Source organism: Micromonospora sp. KC721 (assembly GCF_004348355.1).
Taxonomy (GTDB): Bacteria; Actinomycetota; Actinomycetes; order Mycobacteriales; family Micromonosporaceae; genus Micromonospora.
Map to the genome: position 1 here is coordinate 1 of NZ_SMJY01000142.1, position 16,244 is coordinate 16,244.

Sequence of the window (16,244 nt, forward strand, 5' to 3'; positions counted from 1 at the left end):
GTGCGCAGTGAGGTGATCACCGTCCGGACCGGATCCCGGCCGACCGTCCTGGACATCACCGCCGAGGCCGAACGGTTCGTCACCGGGCAGGGCGACGGGCTGCTGCACGTCTTCGTTCCGCACGCCACCGCCGGTCTGGCGATCATCGAGACCGGCGCCGGCTCCGACGACGACCTCCTGCGCGCCCTCGACGACCTGCTTCCCACCGACGACCGGTGGCGGCACCGGCACGGCTCGCCCGGCCACGGCCGCGACCACGTGCTGCCCGCCGTCGTCCCGCCGTACGCGACGCTGCCCGTGCTCCGCGGGCGACTGCAACTGGGCACCTGGCAGTCGATCTGCCTGGTCGACACCAACGGCGACAACCCCGACCGCCAGGTCCGCTTCTCCTTCCTGCCGGGCTGACCCGGCCGGAGGCCCTCCCCGGGCCGACCCCCGGCCGGGTCGCCACCCCGCTGCCCGGGTCAGCGGCCCGAGGTCTCCGTCTCGACGGTGTGCCGGTCCTGGTCGACCTCGGCAGCCAGGCCCCGGGCGGTGGCCGGCGGCCGGTCGTACGTCTGGTGCAGCCCGGGCACCCGGTCCTCGATGGCGAACGAGGCCCGCACGTGCGCGGGGGCGTTCGGCCGGCTCACGTACGGCAACACGGTGAAGTCGGCGGTGAGCCGCGCCGGGGTGATCGTGGTGCGGACGAAGCCGCGCAGGTTGTTCTGGAAGCGCAGGTGCGGGTTCGTCCTGAGCCACGGGTGCGAGCCGCTGGCCGAGTCGAAGCCGTCGCCGCCCGAGGTGACCGACGAGCAGACCAACTCGCTGCCGACGGTGCGGGAGGTCGGGTCGGTGTAGTCGAGCTTCAGGTCGCTGGCCCAGTGCGCGTGCACGTCCCCGGTGAGCACCACCGGGTTGCGTACCCCGGCGGCCATCCAGCCCCGGGTGATCCGGTCCCGGGAGGCGAGATAGCCGTCCCAGGCGTCCATGCTGGTGACGGTGAGCGGCCCGGCGTCGCGGTCCCGCTGGGCGAAGAAGACCTGCTGACCGAGGAGATCCCAGCGGGCCTCGGAGCGGCGGAAGCCGTCCAGCAGCCACGCCTCCTGCTCGGCGCCGGTGATCGACCGGGTCGGCTCGGCGGCGGCGGCGCAGCTCCGGTAGCCGTCGCCGCAGGCCTGGTCGTCGCGGTACTGCCGGGTGTCGAGCAGGTGGAAGCTGGCCAGCCGCCCCCACCGCACCCGCCGGTAGAGTTGCATGTCGATGCCGCGCGGCACCGACGCACGCCGCAACGGCATGTTCTCGTAGTACGCCTGCAACGCCGCGGCCCGCCGGGCCAGAAAGCCCGGGTCCGGCTCCTCGGGCACCTCGTCGGCCCAGTTGTTCTCGACCTCGTGGTCGTCGAAGACCACCAGCCACGGGGCGACGGCGTGCGCCGCCTGGAGGTCCGGGTCGGTCTTGTACTGGGCGTGCCGCTGCCGGTAGTTGGCCAGGGTCCGGGTCTCCGGCCCCTCGTGGCCGCGCGGCCGGGTCGGCCCGACCTCCCGGGCGTACTCGTACTGGTAGTCGCCCAGGTGCAGGATCAGCTCCGGTTCCGTCTCGGCCAGCCGGCGGTACGCGGTGAACCAGCCCTGCTCGAAGTGCGAGCAGGAGGCGAAGCCCATGGCCAGCGAGGCCGGCATGGTCCACGGCGTGGGTGCGGTCCGGGTACGACCGACCGGCGAGGTGTGCCCCTCGGCGTGGAAGCGGTAGAAGTACTCGCGTCCGGGCAGCAGCCCGTTCAGCTCCACGTGGACGCTGTGCGCCGACCCGGGGTGCGCGTCCCGCACCCCACGCCGGACCACCCGCCGGAACAGCTCGTCGGCGGCCACCTCCCAGTGCACCTCGACGCCGCGGCGGGGCATCCCACCGAGACCGTCCTCGGCCAGCGGTTGCGGGGCCAGCCGGGTCCAGAGCACGAAGCCCTCGTGATCCGGGTCGCCGGAGGCCACCCCGAGGGTGAACGGCCAGGCCAGCCGCCGGTGAGCGGCCGTACCGACCGGCCTGGGCCGGACCGTGCCGGCGCGGGCCACGGCGAGTGGGCCGAGCGCCACGCCGGCCACGCCGAGCGCCGCGCCGGTGGTCAGGACAGCACGTCGGGACAGTGTCACGTTTCCTCCCCAGGGTCCGCTTGCGCAGCCGACGCCCAGCAGCGTCACGAGCGCGGGTGACCGCCAGGTGACAGCCGGTGCCCCAGACCGTCACCGACACGGGAACAGCGGGCGTGCGTGGCCCCCGGTGGACGCCGCACCTGGTGGAGCTGGTCAACTGTTGATCCGGGCGTACGATCTGGGCATGACGCAGCGTGCCGCTCCGGCCGGGGCCCATCCCGGCGACCGGGCCGGTCTGGCCGAGGAGGTGGTCCGGCGACTCGTGCACGTCGCCTCCGCCGTCCGGCACCACCGCGACGCCGACCTCGCCGGCCTGGGGCTGACCCCGGCGACCGCCCGCGCCCTGGACGAACTCGACCCTGACCGCCCGCTGCCGGCCCGCGATCTCGCCGAGCAACTGCGCTGCGACCGGTCCAACGTCACGGCGCTGATCGACCGGCTGGAGTGCGCCGGCCTGGTGGAACGCCGGGTCGACCCCACCGACCGGCGGCAGAAGACCCTGGTCGTCACGGAGGCGGGCCGCCAGGTACGCGACCGGGTCCGCCAGGTGATGTCCGACTCGCGACTGCTGGACCCGCTCACCACCGACGAGCTGGCCATCCTGCGCGAACTGGTGTGGAAGGTCTCCGACGGGGGCTGCCCGCAGGACTGAACCGCCTCCGGGCGAATCGTGTCTGACTGGGCGGTGTTGGCCTTCGTCGGTAATGCTGAGCGACGTGACCACCCCGCAAGATCTCGACGACCGGTTCCGGGAGAGCCTGGGCGCACTGCCCGAGCCCGAGCGGCGGCGTGACCCGGCAGCGCCGGTCCGCGACGGCAGCACGCTGACCGGCCGGCAGCTGCTCGCCCTCTTCGACGCCCAGGTCAACAGTCGCCAGCTCGACCTGGCCGGGCGCTGGTTGCACAGCTTCGACGAGGGCTACCACACCGTCGGCTCGGCCGGTCACGAGGCCAACGCCGCGGTGGCCGCCGCGCTGCGCCCGACCGACCCGGCGCTGCTGCATCACCGCTCCGGCGCCTTCTACGGCATTCGGGCCGCCCAGGCCGCCGGGGAGTTCCCCGGCCCGGCCGCCGGCACCTCGGCCGCCGGCACCTCGGCCGCCGGCACCTCGGCCGCCGGCACCTCGGCCGCCGGCACCTCGGCCGCCGGCACGCCGGCCGCCGGCCCGGCCGCGCCCACCAGCGGCGACATCGGTCCCGCCGCTGACGGCGGCGGCGCCGACCCGGCACATGCGGGCCGGCCCGCCGGGGCCGGCCTCCTCGACTCCGACGGCACCGGCCTGTCCGGCGGCGGCCAGCCCACCACCCGGTCAGCGAGCACGGTGACCGCCGCCTACCGGGTCGGCGCCGACGGCGTCACCGAGGCGGTCGGCACCGATCCGGTCGACAGTGCAACGGCCGCCATCGACGCAGCGGGTCGCCAGCCGGCCATCGAAGCCGCCGCGTCCGCCGACGCCCCGGCCGGTGACCCCGCCGCCGCTGCCCCGCCGGGCGACGACCCCGCCAGCTTCACCGGGGACGCCTACGCGGCGGCGGCGCGGGACGTGCTGCGCGGCATGGTCGCCTCGGCCCAGGAACCGATCGCCGGCGGCCGGCACAAGGCATTCGGCCGCGCTGACCTGGCCGTCGTACCCACCACCGCCGTCGCCGCCACGCACCTGCCCCGGGCGGTCGGTCTCGGCCTCGCCCTGGAACGGCTGCGCCGGGTGGAGGCCGCCGGTCGGCGCGGCGACGAACCCGCCCTGCGCTCCCCGTGGCCCCGCGACGCCATCGTGGTCTGCTCCTTCGGCGACGCCTCGGTCAACCACGCCGGCGCCACCGCCGCCCTCAACACCGCCGGCTGGTACGACCACACCGGCCTGCGCATCCCGGTGCTCTTCGTCTGTGAGGACAACGGCCTGGGCGTCAGCGTCCGCTCGCCGGAGGGCTGGGTGGAGCGTGCCCTGCGGTCCCGACCGGGGGTGCGCTACTTCGCCGCCGACGGCGAGGACCCGGTCGACACGTACGCCGTCGCCGCCGAGGCGGCGGCCTGGGTACGCCGGCACCGGCGGCCGGCGGTGCTGCACCTGCGCACCGTACGGCTGATGGGGCACGCCGGGGACGATGTGGAGACCACGTACCGCAGTGCCGCGGAGATCGCCGCCGACGAGGCCCGCGACCCCGTGCTGGCCACCGCCCGGCTGCTCGTGGAAGCCGGCGTGGCCGGCGGGGAGGAACTGCTCACCCGGTACGACGAACGCGGCTGGCAGGTCCGCCGGATCGCCGAGGAGGTGCTGGAGGAGCCGAAGCTGGGCACGGTCGCCGAGGTGGTCGCCCCGCTGGCGCCCCGCCGCCCGTCCCGGGTCGCCGCCGTGGTGGCCGAGGTGGCCGCCCGGGCCGTCGGGTCGGCAGCCGGGGCGAGGGTCGAGGCGTTCGGTGGCAAGCTGCCCGAGCTGGCCGGCCCGCTCACCCTCGCGCAGAGCATCAACGCCGCCCTCACCGACGGGATGCTGGCCTATCCGGGCATGGCCGTCTTCGGCCAGGACGTGGCCGCCAGAGGCGGGGCTCACGGGGTGACGAGAGGGCTGCGGGAGCGGTTCGGCGCCGCCCGGGTCTTCGACACGGTCCTCGACGAGACCTCGGTGCTGGGGCTCGGCCTGGGCGCCGGACTGGCCGGGCTGCTGCCGGTGCCGGAGATCCCGCACCTGGCGTACCTGCACCACGCCGAGGACCAGCTGCGCGGTGAGGCGGCCACCATGCAGTTCCGCTCCCAGGGGGCGTTCCGCAATCCGATGGTGCTGCGGGTGCCGGGGCTGGCCTATCGGGAGAGCTCTGGCGGGCACGTCCCCCACGACAACTCGGTGGCCGTACTGCGCGATGTGCCGGGCCTGGTGATCGCGGTGCCGGCGCGGCCGGACGACGCCGCACCCCTGCTACGGACCTGCCTGGCCGCCGCGGCGGTGGACGGCACGGTCAGTGTGTTCCTGGAGCCGACCGCGCTCTACCACGTGCGCGACCTCTACGAACCCGGCGACGGCGAGTGGCTGGGCCGGTACGCCGAACCGGGCGGGTGGGCGGCCGGGCACGTACCCATCGGCCGGGCCCGGGTCTACGGCGTCGGATCGGCCGAGGACGTCACGATCCTCACCTTCGGTAACGGGGTGCGGATGTCGCTGCGGGCGGCGGCCACCCTCGCCGACGAGGGGGTCGGCACCCGGGTGGTGGACCTGCGGTGGCTGGCTCCGTTGCCGGTGGCGGACCTCCTGCGGGAGGCCTCGGCGACCGGCCGGGTGCTGGTGGTCGACGAGACGCGCCGCTCCGGCGGGGTGGCGGAGGGGATCATCGCGACGCTGGTCGACGGCGGTTTCGTCGGTGCCGTGCGGAGGGTTGCCGGAGTTGACGCCTTTGTACCATTGGGTCCGGCGGCACGCACGGTGCTGGTCTCCGAGGAAGCCATCACCGAGGGTGCCCGTACGCTGCTGGCACGGTAAATTCCGTTCCACCCGGTGCGCCACTTGCGCGGCGAGCCGCAACTGTGTGGACTTGGCCCAACGGCGTCGCACGATGCCGCGAGCAAGGATGAGATGAGGAGGCACGCGACAGTGAGCGCGACCGCTGGTCAGGCCGCCGACGGGGTACGCAGCCTGGCGGACCGGTTCGGGATCGAGCCGGGGATGGTCGTCATGGAGATGGGGTACGACGACGACGTCGACCAGGATCTCCGCGACGCCCTTACCGACCGCTGTGGAGAGCTGGTCGACGAGGACACCGACGAGGTGGTCGACGCGGTGCTGGTCTGGTACCGCGACGGCGACGGTGACCTCTTCGAACTCCTCGTCGACGCCCTCGGCCCGCTGGCCGACGCCGGTGTCGTGTGGCTGCTGACCCCCAAGGCCGGGCGCGACGGGCACGTCGAGCCGAGCGAGGTCGCCGAGTCCGCGCAGACCGCCGGGCTCCAGCAGACCTCCACCGTCAACGCCGGCCGGGACTGGAGCGGTGCCCGCCTCGTGCTGCGCCGCGGATCCAAGGGCAAGAAGTAGTCCGGTCGCCACACCCGGCGGCGGTCGCCACCGGGTGTGGCAGGCTGAGGCCACCTCAACCCATCCAAGGAGCTCGCATGCCGATCGAGGTTGGCGCCGAGGCGCCCGACTTCGTGCTCAAGGACCAGAACAACCAGGAGGTCCGGCTCTCGGACTTCCGTGGCCGGCGCACCGTGCTGCTGGTCTTCTACCCGCTCGCCTTCACCGGCATCTGCCAGGGTGAACTCTGCGAGGTACGGGACAACCTCAACGACTATGTCAACGACGACGTCCAGGTGCTCACCGTCAGCGTCGACTCGGTCTACGCCCACAAGATCTGGGCCGACCGGGAGGGCTACCAGTTCCCCCTGCTGGCCGACTTCTGGCCGCACGGCGCAGTTGCCCAGGCGTACGGCGTCTTCAACGAGGTGGCCGGCATCGCGAACCGGGGCACCTTCGTCATCGACAAGGCCGGCGTCGTCCGGTTCGCCGAGATGAACATGCCGGGCGAAGCCCGCGACCAGCAGAGCTGGCGCAAGGCCCTCGCCGAGGCTGCCGCCGGCTGACACCTCTACCGGGTACGCCGTTGCGCCGGGCCGGAGGCCGGCAGGTAAGCTTGCCACCCTCCGGCCCGCCGTACGGGCGTTCCGGGCGCGTAGCTCAGTGGGAGAGCACCCGCCTTACAAGCGGGGGGTCGCAGGTTCGAAACCTGCCGCGCCCACCACACACCACCAGCCAAAACCGCCCCGAGAAGATCAGTTCCGGGGCGGTGACAGTGACAGCAGGGGGCGTGGCCACGCAGCCACCGAGGTGAGGCGGGTCGGCCGTCGGCTGCCGGCGGCGCGGACGCTCCTCTGTCAGCCGTTCGGGTTCTGCACCTTGGGCTGTATCTGAGTGACGGCGGCGTAGGCAACGCTTCCGGGTAGGGCACCGAGTACGGACGCCAGGAAGCCGTCCCAAGGCTGCGTCAACCATCCCTTGAACATCAACGCAGCGGTGAGGGCCGCAGGTACCGCGATCAGTAGCGCTGCCGCAAGTGCCCACCACGACCGCCGATCATCCCGTTGATGCAGAAACATCAGCGCAACCATCAACGCCAGCAGCCCGTCCGAGTAGAACCACAAGGTGGCCAGGATGAAGACAGCCGCGAAGGCCAATCCGATGGCCGATCGCCGCAGAGCAACGGGGAACGACACGGCATCCTGCTGCGGGGTGTCTTCATGCCCGACAGGGCCAGCGGGCATGGTCGTCACTGGCTCGTCCACCCATCGATGGTCTCAGCAGTGAATCGCCGGCGGCTGCCGGCCTTGCCGAATTTCGCATGATGGTGGACGAACGGCGTCGGCGGTCGTCTGACGCCTGGTCGTGATCGACTAGGTCGTGGCCTGGTGCTGCGATCGATCGTAGGGGTTAACCTCCCGACGTGACCCGAGATCTGCCACGCGAGATCAAGAGGCTGGGTAAGGCTGAGCTGGTCGCACTCGCGCAGCGGGCGAGGGACCTGCATCTCGGCTTCGGTCGGCGCGCCGACTGGAGCGGTTTTGCCGTATCTCGCTGCTGAGGCCCGGGCGGAGGGGGCGGCAGGTTCGTGGCAGACTCGGGTCACATGCAGCGTTTTCGCTCCTGGGACGGCACGGAACTGGCATATCAGGCGGTCGGTTCAGGACCGCCCGTGGTTTGCGTCCCCGGGGGCCCGGGCCAGGCCGCCGAGTACCTCGGTGAGTTGGGCGGTCTCAGCGATCACCGGACGTTGATCCTGCTGGACAACCGCGGCACGGGCGCGTCGCAGGCCCCGCAGGATCCCACGACATACCGGGTCGACCGGTTGGTCCAGGACGTCGAGGCGCTTCGCGGCCACCTCGGGCTGGACCGGATGGACCTCTTCGGACACTCAGCCAGCGGTGGGATCTGCCTGCTCTACGCGGCCGAGCATCCGCACCGGCTCGACCATCTTGTGCTGGTCGGTCCGTCCCTGCGTGTCATCGGCCTCCCGTCCGACCTCGGCGTCGACGAGGTGCTAGCCCGACGGGCGCACGAGCCCTGGTACGCCGACGCAGTCGCTGCCCTGCACGCCGAGGCCGGTTCACCGCAGGAACTGCAGAAGTACCGCTGGCTGTCGGCGCCGCTGCTATACGGCCAGTGGAACGCCGCGGCCCAGGCACAGGCGGCCGCCGAACCCGCCCAGTTCACCAAACCGGCGACCGACGGGTTCTACGCCGGCTTCGAACCGGACCCGACCCTGCCACAGCGGCTCCAAAGGCTTGGAGTGCCGATGCTGCTGATGAGCGGCGAGTACGACATCTGGCCAACATGCGCGGCCGTCCGCGAACTGGCCGCCCTACTCAACAACGCAGACCTGGCAGTGCTGCCGAGAGCCGGGCACTTCCCCTGGGTGGACGATCCAGTCACCTTCGCCGCGAGCGTGGAGCAGTTCCTCGCCCGCCGCCCGGCACCGCCCGCCGCCTAGCCCCGGCTCGACCTCATCGCGCGCCAACGGACTGGCCCACGAGCCCAACCGGCGCGGCTACGCTCCCCGCTACGTGCACGTACGCACGCCTGTTGCACGCAGCCTCCCACCTCGCACGCTTCAACGCCGCCGTCAGTGCCGTGGCGAGGGGGATGCCGCCCGCGTCGGTGGTGACGTGGTGTTTCGAGCCTGGCCTGCGGCGGTCGACCGGGCTCGGACCGGTTTTGGGCCGCCCGTGAGCGCCCGCACGTGGGAGCCGTCGATCACCGCCCGCGACATGTCCAACTGACCGGCGGCCCGCAGCTTGCCCAGCAGCACCTCGTGCAGCCGCTGCCACACCCCGGCGTCGTTCCAGTCCCGCAACCTGCGCCAGCAGGTCATACCCGACCCGAACCCGAGCTCCTGGGGCAGGTACTCCCACCGGATCGCGGTGTAGAGCACGAACAGAATCCCGCACAACACCTTCCGGTCATCCAGCGGCTTACGGCCGGGGTAGCGGTACCGCCGTGGTGGGCGGGGTGGCAGCAGCGGCGCGATCTCCGCCCAGAGTTCGTCCGAGACGATCCACGGTGGCTGCTCACCCCTGCTCACGATCAGACAGAACGATCCTCACGTCCAGACGGTTACGCCCAACATCATTTAGTGAGGGGTTGTTAAGCGTTGCCGTCCGAGCACGTCGCCATGGTTGAATCCGGCTGTCCTCGCCCAAGGCGTGGTGGCTCCGGATGACCACGCCCGCAAGATGGAGAGGGTGGCAGCCCGTTCGAGCCGGGCCGAGTCCGGGAAGCCCCGAGGCTGCAGACGCGCACGGACCGCCCGGACGCAGCGCCCAGGACGTACAAGCGAGGGGCCGCAGGCTCCTCATCAGGTCCTCATGCAGGCCCGTGTACGCGCCGAGAATGGTGTCCCACCTGCCGTGTCGACGGGCCAACGTCATGGCACGGAGCCGGTTGACGCTCGGGTCAGGCCCGGCCGGCGGCGACACGCGCCACAATCCCTGTTACGCGATCAGCGATGTTGTCGGTTGCGCGTCGGCGGGGTACCAGCGCAGTTCGACGGTGTTGCGGTCGGGGTCCTGGACGTAGAGGGAGACGGCCTCGCCCCGGGCGCCGTATCGGCCCACCGGCCCCTCGAGGACGGTGAAGACGCCGGAGACGATGACCTCGTGCCAGTCGAGCGGGTCGACCACCAGGCAGATGTGGTCGACGTTCGACTCGCCCCGGTCGCGGCGGACCAGGTCGATGATGGTGTCCGGGGTGACGCGTACCGAGGGGAATGGGACCTGCCCGTCTCGCCACTGGTCGACACGCACCGGTTCGAGGCCGAGTACCCCGCAGTAGAACGCCAGCGACCGCTCGACATCCTCGACGTTGAGTACCAGATGGTCGAATTCACGGACCCGCACGGTGGTCACTTCCCCTCCAGGACGCGGGCCTGGCGCAGCCAGTCGGTGAACAGCGGCGCGTCGATGTCGGCGGCGGACGTGAGCCGTACCGAGGCCATCTGCCGGCTGCCCGGGATCAGGCGGCCGGACCGGTCGCTGATCTGCTGTCCCCTCCACAGCCCCAAGGTGACGTGCGAGGTGTAGGCCTTCAGCAGGCAGATGGGCCGCCGGCCGGGTGCTTCGCCAAGTCCCCACACCGGATGGCCGTGCCACATCACGCCGGTCGCATCGGGCAGCGCCTCGTCGATCAGCGGGCGGGCGGCTTCGCCGATCTCCCGCAGCCCGGTTTCCAGCCCGGTCAGATAGGCATCGATGTCAATGGTCTTCATGGTTCTCCTGTCGCAGAGCATGTCCGCCGGGTCGCCCCGGTGACGCCCTCCACGATTCGCCAACCGGCGACGGCGACCAAGCCATGATCGGATTACGATCGTTGAGCCGGATTCAACAAAGGGGGGTGGCGTGCTGGAGCGCCACGAGATCGAGACGTTCCTGACGCTCGCCGAGGAGATGCACTTCGGTCGTACCGCCGAGCGCCTGCGGGTGACCACCGGCCGGATCAGCCGCGTCATCAAGAAGCTGGAGCGGCGGGTCGGCGCTGCGCTGTTCGAGCGCACCAGCCGGGTCGTCCGCATCACGCCCATCGGCCGGCAGCTGGCCGACGACCTGACTCCGCTGGTCGCGCAGATGGACGCGGCCCTCAGTCGGGCGGTCGACGCCGGCCGCGGTGTGACTGGTCAACTGCGGGTGGCGTTCCTCGGTGAGTACCTCGCGCCGGTGCTGCTCAAGGCGGTCAAACTCTTCACCGCGCGGCATCCCGACTGCGAGGTCGACGTGCGCGAGGTCCAGCTCCACAACTCGCGAGCCAGCCTGCTGGACGGCTCGGTCGACATACTCGTCGCCGCGTACCCCTTCGACGGCATGGCCCGCGGACCCGCCCTGATGGTGGAGCGACGCGTACTCGCTGTGGCCGCCACTCACCCGCTGGCCGGCCGGACGTCGGTGTCGCTGGAAGTGCTCGCCGATTACCCGGTCGTGCAGTACCCGGCGGTGACCTCGGCCGAGTTCAAGCGCGACCGTACGCCCGAGCACACGCCGTCCGGCCGACCCGTCCCCAAAGGCCCGCGCGGCAACACGTTCTCGGAAATGCTGTCGCTCGTCGCGTTGGGTCGGGGTGTGCTACCGGTGGGGGAGCAGACCGAGCGCTACCACCCCCGCCCGGACATCGTCTACGTGCCGATTCACGACGCCCCGCCGATCGAGCGGGGACCGGTCTGGCTGGAGGCGAACACGACCGCCCGGGTACGGGAGTTCGTCCGCGCCGCGACCGACGCCAACACGCCCGTTGTGGTCGCCGAGCCCTGATCATGGGGCGGCTCCTGGCGACGTTCACGCCGAACCGGTCAGGGAACACCCGGTCCCGCATACCATCAGGTCAGGGGCACCTGCCCGGGGGAGGGGACGCGGTACTCACTCCGCACGCCCGGCGTCACGTATCCACAGCCGGCTCGGCGGGACGGGAGGCGGCGGGTGGGCTACGCGGAGGTCAACGGACTGCGCCTCTGGTACGAGGTGCACGGCAGCGGCCGTCCGCTGGTGCTGCTGCACGGCGGGTACGGCACGACGGGGATGTTCGACCCGATCCTGCCCGCCCTCACCACCAGACGTCGGGTGATCGCCGTCGATCTCCAGGGGCACGGCCGCACCGCCGACATCGACCGCCCGTTGCGGTACGAGTCGATGGCCGACGACGTCGCCGCGTTGCTGCGTAACCTCAATGTGGCCGAGGCCGACCTGCTGGGCTACTCCCTCGGCGGCGGGGTGGCGTTGCGGGCCGCGATCGGGCACCCCGGCCTGGTCCGGCGGCTGGTGCTGGTGTCGACCCCGTTCCGGCGGCGGGGCTGGTACCCGGAGGTGCTCGCCGCGATGGCGGCCCAGGACGAGCGGGCCGGCGAGCGGATGCGGGGCACGCCCGCGCACGAGCGGTACGCGCGGATCGCCCCCCGCCCCGAGGACTGGCCCCGGCTCTGGGCCAAGACCGGTGAGCTGCTGCGCCGCGAGTACGACTGGTCGGCGGAGGTGGCCGCCGGCACCGTGCCCACCCTGCTGGTCTACGCCGACGCCGACTCGATTCCGGTGACCCACATGGCGGAGTTCTTCGGCCTGCTCGGCGGAGGTCACCGTGACGCCGGCGGGGACGGCGCGGACCGGCCCGTCTCCCGACTGGCGGTGCTGCCCGGCCTGACCCATCACGACATCGTCGCCTCGCCGGCTCTGCCCGCCGTCGTCCTGCCCTTCCTCACCCACCAGGTCCGCGCACCGCAGTGATCGGTCCGGCGGTCATCGGACGCGGCGTTCAGCGGGAGCGCGGTCTCAGCGCGGCGGCCGGCATCAGCGCAGCCGCTGGGCTATCCAGGGCAGCACGGCGTCCGCCTGGGCCTGCTGAAAGGCGCGGACGGTCGGGATGCCCGGCGGCGGGGGCCGCCGCGCCGCGTCGGTGAAGAACGCGGCCATGCCGGCGTACACGCCGGTGAGGGCATCGGGGTCGACGTCGGCGGTCAGCGGCAGCCGGCGCAGCAGCGCCTCGGTGTCGTGGCCACCGTGCAGCCGTACGTTGATCAGCAGCAGGGCGGTGTCCAGCCAGGCCGGACCCCGGCAGGCCCACGGCCAGTCGACCACGGTCATCGTGCCGGCGGCGTCGACCAACAGGTTGTCCGCCCGTACGTCGAGGTGGCACAGCGTGTCGCCGACGAGCGCCGCGATGCCCCGCTCCGCCAGGTCACACAGCTCGTCCAGGTGGGCCCGGGCCCACGGGTCGAGACCGTCGGGCGGGTCGGCCGCGATCCGCCGCCAGCCGGTGAAGTCGTACCTCAACTGCTCGGCGGCGGTCGGCACCTGCGCGATCGGGCTCGGAGTGAGCGCGGCGGACAGGGCCGCCAGAGTATTCAGCACCGCGTCGAGTTCGTCGGGACGCCACGGCGTCGCCGGATGCCGGCCGTCGACGTCGGTGAGCACCAGCGCCACCCACTCACCGTCGTCGTGGCAGCCCAGCAGGCGGGGCGTGGGCGCGTACGCGGGAAGAGCGGCGCTCACCCGCGCCTCGTTGCGGTGCATCCCGGGGGTGTCCCGATTCAACGCCGGGCTGGCCGCCTTGACGAAGGCCCGCCGGCCGCTCGCCGTGCGGACCCGGTCGGCCGTGCCGGGGGAGTACCCGCCGGGCTGGGAGACCGCCGCCACCACCCGGTCGCCGAGGATGTCCTCCACCGCGGACCGGACGTGCCCGGGCAGGTCGTCCCAGCCGATCCGGGTCTTCGTCGGGCTGTCCATACCCACACGGTTGCCCGGGGCGGGGTGCCCGGGCAACCGCATTACCGGGCTGCCCTTCCTGCCGCCGGATCCGCCCGCGGCGTTTGTCGGGCCAGATAGCGCAGGATGACCGCTGCGCTGTCGAAGGGCGGGTCTCGACCAGACGGAACCGGAGCGGGTCCGACGCCCGGCTGCCGCTTCAGGTCGCTGAGGACGCCCGATTCGACGTCGACGAGGTGGTTTCGGCCCTCGTGTCCCGACTGATCCCTCCGGCCCACTGACCCTCGCGCCCATGGCGGGTGATCGACGTCGTTTGCGGCAAGGTGGGGTGTCTGGCACCCGGGGTCTGCCCGGATGGCCAGGTATGGCCCAGACCGCAACGGGAAACCGGCCCCGACGTACCCGGGGAGGAGTGGCGGATGAGACACGGCACCGGACTGACCATCGGTGTGCTCGGCTCGTACGGCGGTCGGAACCTCGGCGACGAGGCGATCCTCAGCGGCCTCCTGGCCGACCTGCGGGCGCAGGAACCCAACGCCCGGATCATCGTCTTCTCCCGCAATCCCGCCCACACCGCCGTCGCCCACCCGGATGTGGAGGCCGTGCCCTGGGAGGGGGTCAGCCGGGTCGACTCCGCCGAGGTGCTCGCCCAGCTCGACCTGTTGATCCTCGGCGGCGGCGGCATCCTGTACGACAAGGAGGCCCGGCGCTACCTGCGGGTCGTCCGGGTCGCCCAGGAGCGAGGGCTGCCGCTGCTGACGTACGCGGTCGGCGTGGGGCCGCTCAGCGACGGAGTGGACACCGGCATGGTCCGGGAAACCCTGGCCGGAGCCACCGAAGTCACCGTGCGGGACCAGGAGTCCCGGATGGTGCTGGAGGAAACGGGTCTGGTCAACCCGATCACCGTCACCGCCGACCCGGCGTTCCTGCTGGAACCGGAGGATTTCCCGGCCCGGCTGCTGCGCGAGGAGGGCGTCCCGGCCGGTCGGCGGCTGGTCGGCCTCAGCGTCCGCGAGCCCGGGCGGGCGGCGGAACGGCTCGACGTCGACGCGTACCACCGGCTGATCGCCCAGGTCGGCGACTTCCTGGTGCAGCGGATCGACGCGTACGTGCTCTTCGTGCCGATGGAACGCGACGACATCCGGCACTCGCACGGCGTGCTGTCGCACATGGTCGCCGCCGAGCGGGGCCGCATCCTGCACGGCGACTACTCACCCCGACAGGTGCTCGGCCTGATGAGGCACTTCGACCTGGTGGTGGGCATGCGGCTGCACTTCCTGATCTTCGCCGCGATGGTGGGCACGCCGTTCCTGCCGCTGCCGTACGCCGGGAAGGTCTTCGACCTGGCCCAGCGGCTCGGCGTGCCGGCACTGCGCGGCGTGGAACGGGAGGTGGAAGGCCCGCTGCTGGCGGAGGTCGACCGACTCTGGGACGAGCGGGAGTCCCGCGCCGAGGAGACCGCGCGCCGCGTCGCCGAGGTCTGCGACCAGGCCCGGGGCACCTCACAGGTCACCCGGGCGGTGCTGGAGAGCCTGCGTAACCGGTCCCTGGCGCGGATGGCCGCCTGAGCGTCAGACCGCCGGCCCGCGCCAGCGGTAGCACCAGCCGTCGCCGGCCGACTCCAACTCGTAGATCTCCGCGTCGACCAGACCCTCCGCGCCCAGATGGTGATGGGTCAGCGGCGGACGGTCGTTGCTGTCCAGCTCCACGTCGATCGCCTCGCCGTCCGCCGGGCCGCCCGCCAGGGGGATCCGCACCGTTGTCGCCATACGCCCCATCCTGCCCGCCGCGTCGCCGCCCCGCAGCGTTTGCCGGGGCAGCGGCCCGGCGACCATGCGGCTAGGGTCCGAGGGTGGCCGAGATTGCGATCGATCCCACCCTGGGGCCGGTGCGGGCCCGTACCGGCGACGAGCGGGCCGTGCTCGGTGCGTTCCTCGACCTCCACCGGGCCGTCGTGCTGCGCAAGGTGCGCGACCTCACCGACGCGGACGCCGCCCGCCGGCTGGTGCCGTCCGCGACCACCCTCGCCGGTCTGGTGAAACACCTCACCATCGTCGAGCGGAACTGGTTCCAGGCGCTGCTCGACCCCGCCCCCGGCGACCGGTTCCCGACCAGTGAGGAGGACGCGGCGGCGAGCTTCACCCTGAGCGAGGGGGAGACGCTGGCGGATCTGGTCACCGCGTACGAGGCGCAGTGCGCCCGGTCGCGGGAGCTGGCCGCCCGGTTCCCGCTGGACCACGTCGTCGGACAGCCGCAGCTCGGCGAGGTGTCACTGCGCTGGATCCTGGTCCACCTGATCGAGGAGACCGCCCGGCACGCCGGTCACGCCGACATCCTCCGCGAGCTGACCGACGGCGAGACCGGTGCCGTCTGATCCGGCGGGCCGTCGACGCCGCCTATCCTGGGCGCGCGGGTGTCGACGAGGGGGAAACTGTGCTGGTCGTCCACGGGGTGTGGCTGACGGACGCCGGCCTCGCCGTGTGGGCCGAGGACACCGCGCTGCCGGCCCGCGCGCCGCGCCGCCCCGGCCGGGCCCCGCGCGAACGCCCGCACCCGTACGCCGCCGACCACGCCACGCTGACCGCCGCGCTCGGCGACGCGCCGGCGGTGGCCGGCTCCGCGCTGCTCACCCTGCCCACCCGCGCCGGCTCGCCGATGGACTCGCCCGAGCTGGTCCGGACCGCCGTCGCCGAGCCGGCACGCGGTTCGGTGACCCTCGCCGGGTGGCGGGTTCCCGTGCTCGGGTACGACCCGGACGCCGCGCTGGCGTTGCTGCGTACCCTCGGCGACCGTGCCGCCGTGCCCGGCGCGACCCTGCGCCACCTCGCGGAGCTGGCCGACTTCGCGGTCGACCTGGTGGCCCGGGGGCGGCTGCTGCCCGGCCTCGCCGACCGGCCCCCGAC

The 16,244-nt window shown here is 72.6% G+C and carries 16 protein-coding genes, 1 tRNA gene and 2 pseudogenes; 12 read left to right on the plus strand and 7 right to left on the minus strand.

From position 1 onward, the window contains the following. On the plus strand, positions 1-405 hold a 405-nt coding region (locus E1182_RS21640; RefSeq protein WP_243706360.1), incomplete at its 5' end, for a secondary thiamine-phosphate synthase enzyme YjbQ. Between the two features lie 59 nt (positions 406-464). Here E1182_RS21640 and E1182_RS21645 read toward each other — a convergent pair. Beyond that, complete coding sequence (locus E1182_RS21645) at positions 465-2,129, minus strand: alkaline phosphatase (protein WP_132268247.1); 1,665 nt, start codon at positions 2,127-2,129, stop codon at positions 465-467. A 184-nt stretch (positions 2,130-2,313) separates the two neighbouring features. On the opposite strand from E1182_RS21645, the gene E1182_RS21650 reads away from it, so the two are divergent. The 5 genes from E1182_RS21650 (at position 2,314) to E1182_RS21670 (ending at position 6,851) form a co-directional block, all read left to right on the plus strand. Then, positions 2,314-2,781, plus strand: a complete 468-nt coding sequence (locus E1182_RS21650) for a MarR family winged helix-turn-helix transcriptional regulator (protein WP_132268249.1) — start codon at positions 2,314-2,316, stop codon at positions 2,779-2,781. Between the two features lie 64 nt (positions 2,782-2,845). Beyond that, complete coding sequence (locus E1182_RS21655) at positions 2,846-5,599, plus strand: transketolase C-terminal domain-containing protein (RefSeq protein ID WP_371687590.1); 2,754 nt, start codon at positions 2,846-2,848, stop codon at positions 5,597-5,599. Positions 5,600-5,710: 111 nt separating this feature from the next. Then, entirely contained in the window at positions 5,711-6,148 is a 438-nt protein-coding gene (locus E1182_RS21660; RefSeq protein ID WP_132268254.1) for a DUF3052 domain-containing protein, read from the plus strand. A 77-nt stretch (positions 6,149-6,225) separates the two neighbouring features. After that, the gene (locus E1182_RS21665; RefSeq protein ID WP_132268257.1) at positions 6,226-6,693 is read left to right on the plus strand and encodes a peroxiredoxin; all 468 of its coding nucleotides are present in this window, start codon (positions 6,226-6,228) and stop codon (positions 6,691-6,693) included. A gap of 83 nt (positions 6,694-6,776) precedes the next feature. Then, positions 6,777-6,851 (plus strand) — tRNA-Val (locus E1182_RS21670). A 133-nt stretch (positions 6,852-6,984) separates the two neighbouring features. On the opposite strand, the gene E1182_RS21675 is transcribed toward E1182_RS21670, so the two are convergent. Then, positions 6,985-7,392, minus strand: a complete 408-nt coding sequence (locus E1182_RS21675; protein ID WP_132268260.1) for a hypothetical protein — start codon at positions 7,390-7,392, stop codon at positions 6,985-6,987. 341 nt (positions 7,393-7,733) lie between these two features. Here E1182_RS21675 and E1182_RS21680 point away from each other — a divergent pair, with 341 nt between their 5' ends. Beyond that, complete coding sequence (locus E1182_RS21680) at positions 7,734-8,594, plus strand: alpha/beta fold hydrolase (protein ID WP_132268262.1); 861 nt, start codon at positions 7,734-7,736, stop codon at positions 8,592-8,594. Positions 8,595-8,718: 124 nt separating this feature from the next. Here E1182_RS21680 and E1182_RS21685 read toward each other — a convergent pair. The 3 genes and pseudogenes from E1182_RS21685 to E1182_RS21695 all read right to left on the minus strand — a co-directional run. Beyond that, positions 8,719-9,158 (minus strand): annotated as a pseudogene (locus E1182_RS21685) (IS5 family transposase); the annotation flags it as partial. Between the two features lie 436 nt (positions 9,159-9,594). After that, the gene (locus E1182_RS21690) at positions 9,595-10,008 is read right to left on the minus strand and encodes a VOC family protein (protein WP_207921473.1); all 414 of its coding nucleotides are present in this window, start codon (positions 10,006-10,008) and stop codon (positions 9,595-9,597) included. Beyond that, a complete protein-coding gene (locus E1182_RS21695; RefSeq protein WP_243706362.1) occupies positions 10,005-10,388 on the minus strand; it encodes a DUF1801 domain-containing protein in 384 nt (127 codons plus the stop codon). Before E1182_RS21695 ends, E1182_RS21690 begins: the two co-directional genes overlap by 4 nt. 109 nt (positions 10,389-10,497) lie before the next feature. Here E1182_RS21695 and E1182_RS21700 point away from each other — a divergent pair, with 109 nt between their 5' ends. Further along, positions 10,498-11,400: a LysR family transcriptional regulator gene (locus E1182_RS21700; RefSeq protein ID WP_132268264.1), complete on the plus strand. Its 903-nt coding sequence runs from the start codon at positions 10,498-10,500 to the stop codon at positions 11,398-11,400. A gap of 165 nt (positions 11,401-11,565) precedes the next feature. Then, on the plus strand, positions 11,566-12,363 hold the full coding sequence (locus E1182_RS21705; RefSeq protein WP_132268266.1) for an alpha/beta fold hydrolase: 798 nt from the start codon (positions 11,566-11,568) through the stop codon (positions 12,361-12,363). A 63-nt stretch (positions 12,364-12,426) separates the two neighbouring features. On the opposite strand, the gene E1182_RS21710 is transcribed toward E1182_RS21705, so the two are convergent. Further along, entirely contained in the window at positions 12,427-13,362 is a 936-nt protein-coding gene (locus E1182_RS21710; RefSeq protein ID WP_132268269.1) for an aminoglycoside phosphotransferase family protein, read from the minus strand. A 398-nt stretch (positions 13,363-13,760) separates the two neighbouring features. On the opposite strand from E1182_RS21710, the gene E1182_RS21715 reads away from it, so the two are divergent. Continuing rightward, complete coding sequence (locus tag E1182_RS21715) at positions 13,761-14,909, plus strand: polysaccharide pyruvyl transferase family protein (RefSeq protein WP_132268272.1); 1,149 nt, start codon at positions 13,761-13,763, stop codon at positions 14,907-14,909. A 3-nt stretch (positions 14,910-14,912) separates the two neighbouring features. Here E1182_RS21715 and E1182_RS21720 read toward each other — a convergent pair whose 3' ends face one another. Beyond that, entirely contained in the window at positions 14,913-15,110 is a 198-nt protein-coding gene (locus E1182_RS21720; RefSeq protein ID WP_132268280.1) for a hypothetical protein, read from the minus strand. Between the two features lie 119 nt (positions 15,111-15,229). On the opposite strand from E1182_RS21720, the gene E1182_RS21725 reads away from it, so the two are divergent. Together E1182_RS21725 and E1182_RS21730 are read left to right on the plus strand one after the other, a co-directional pair. Next, positions 15,230-15,715, plus strand: coding sequence for a DinB family protein (locus E1182_RS21725; protein WP_207921474.1), 486 nt, complete (start codon positions 15,230-15,232; stop codon positions 15,713-15,715). Positions 15,716-15,774: 59 nt separating this feature from the next. After that, positions 15,775-16,244 (plus strand): annotated as a pseudogene (locus E1182_RS21730) (ATP-dependent helicase); the annotation flags it as partial.

Excerpts from the sequence above, each read along its gene's own strand:
- E1182_RS21710 (WP_132268269.1), bottom strand. The coding sequence starts at position 13,362 with ATGGACAGCCCGACGAAGACCCGGATCGGCTGGGACGACCTGCCCGGG.
- E1182_RS21650 (WP_132268249.1), top strand. The coding sequence starts at position 2,314 with ATGACGCAGCGTGCCGCTCCGGCCGGGGCCCATCCCGGCGACCGGGCC.
- E1182_RS21715 (WP_132268272.1), top strand. The coding sequence starts at position 13,761 with ATGAGACACGGCACCGGACTGACCATCGGTGTGCTCGGCTCGTACGGC.
- E1182_RS21695 (WP_243706362.1), bottom strand. The coding sequence starts at position 10,388 with ATGCTCTGCGACAGGAGAACCATGAAGACCATTGACATCGATGCCTAT.
- E1182_RS21680 (WP_132268262.1), top strand. The coding sequence starts at position 7,734 with ATGCAGCGTTTTCGCTCCTGGGACGGCACGGAACTGGCATATCAGGCG.
- E1182_RS21665 (WP_132268257.1), top strand. The coding sequence starts at position 6,226 with ATGCCGATCGAGGTTGGCGCCGAGGCGCCCGACTTCGTGCTCAAGGAC.
- E1182_RS21720 (WP_132268280.1), bottom strand. The coding sequence starts at position 15,110 with ATGGCGACAACGGTGCGGATCCCCCTGGCGGGCGGCCCGGCGGACGGC.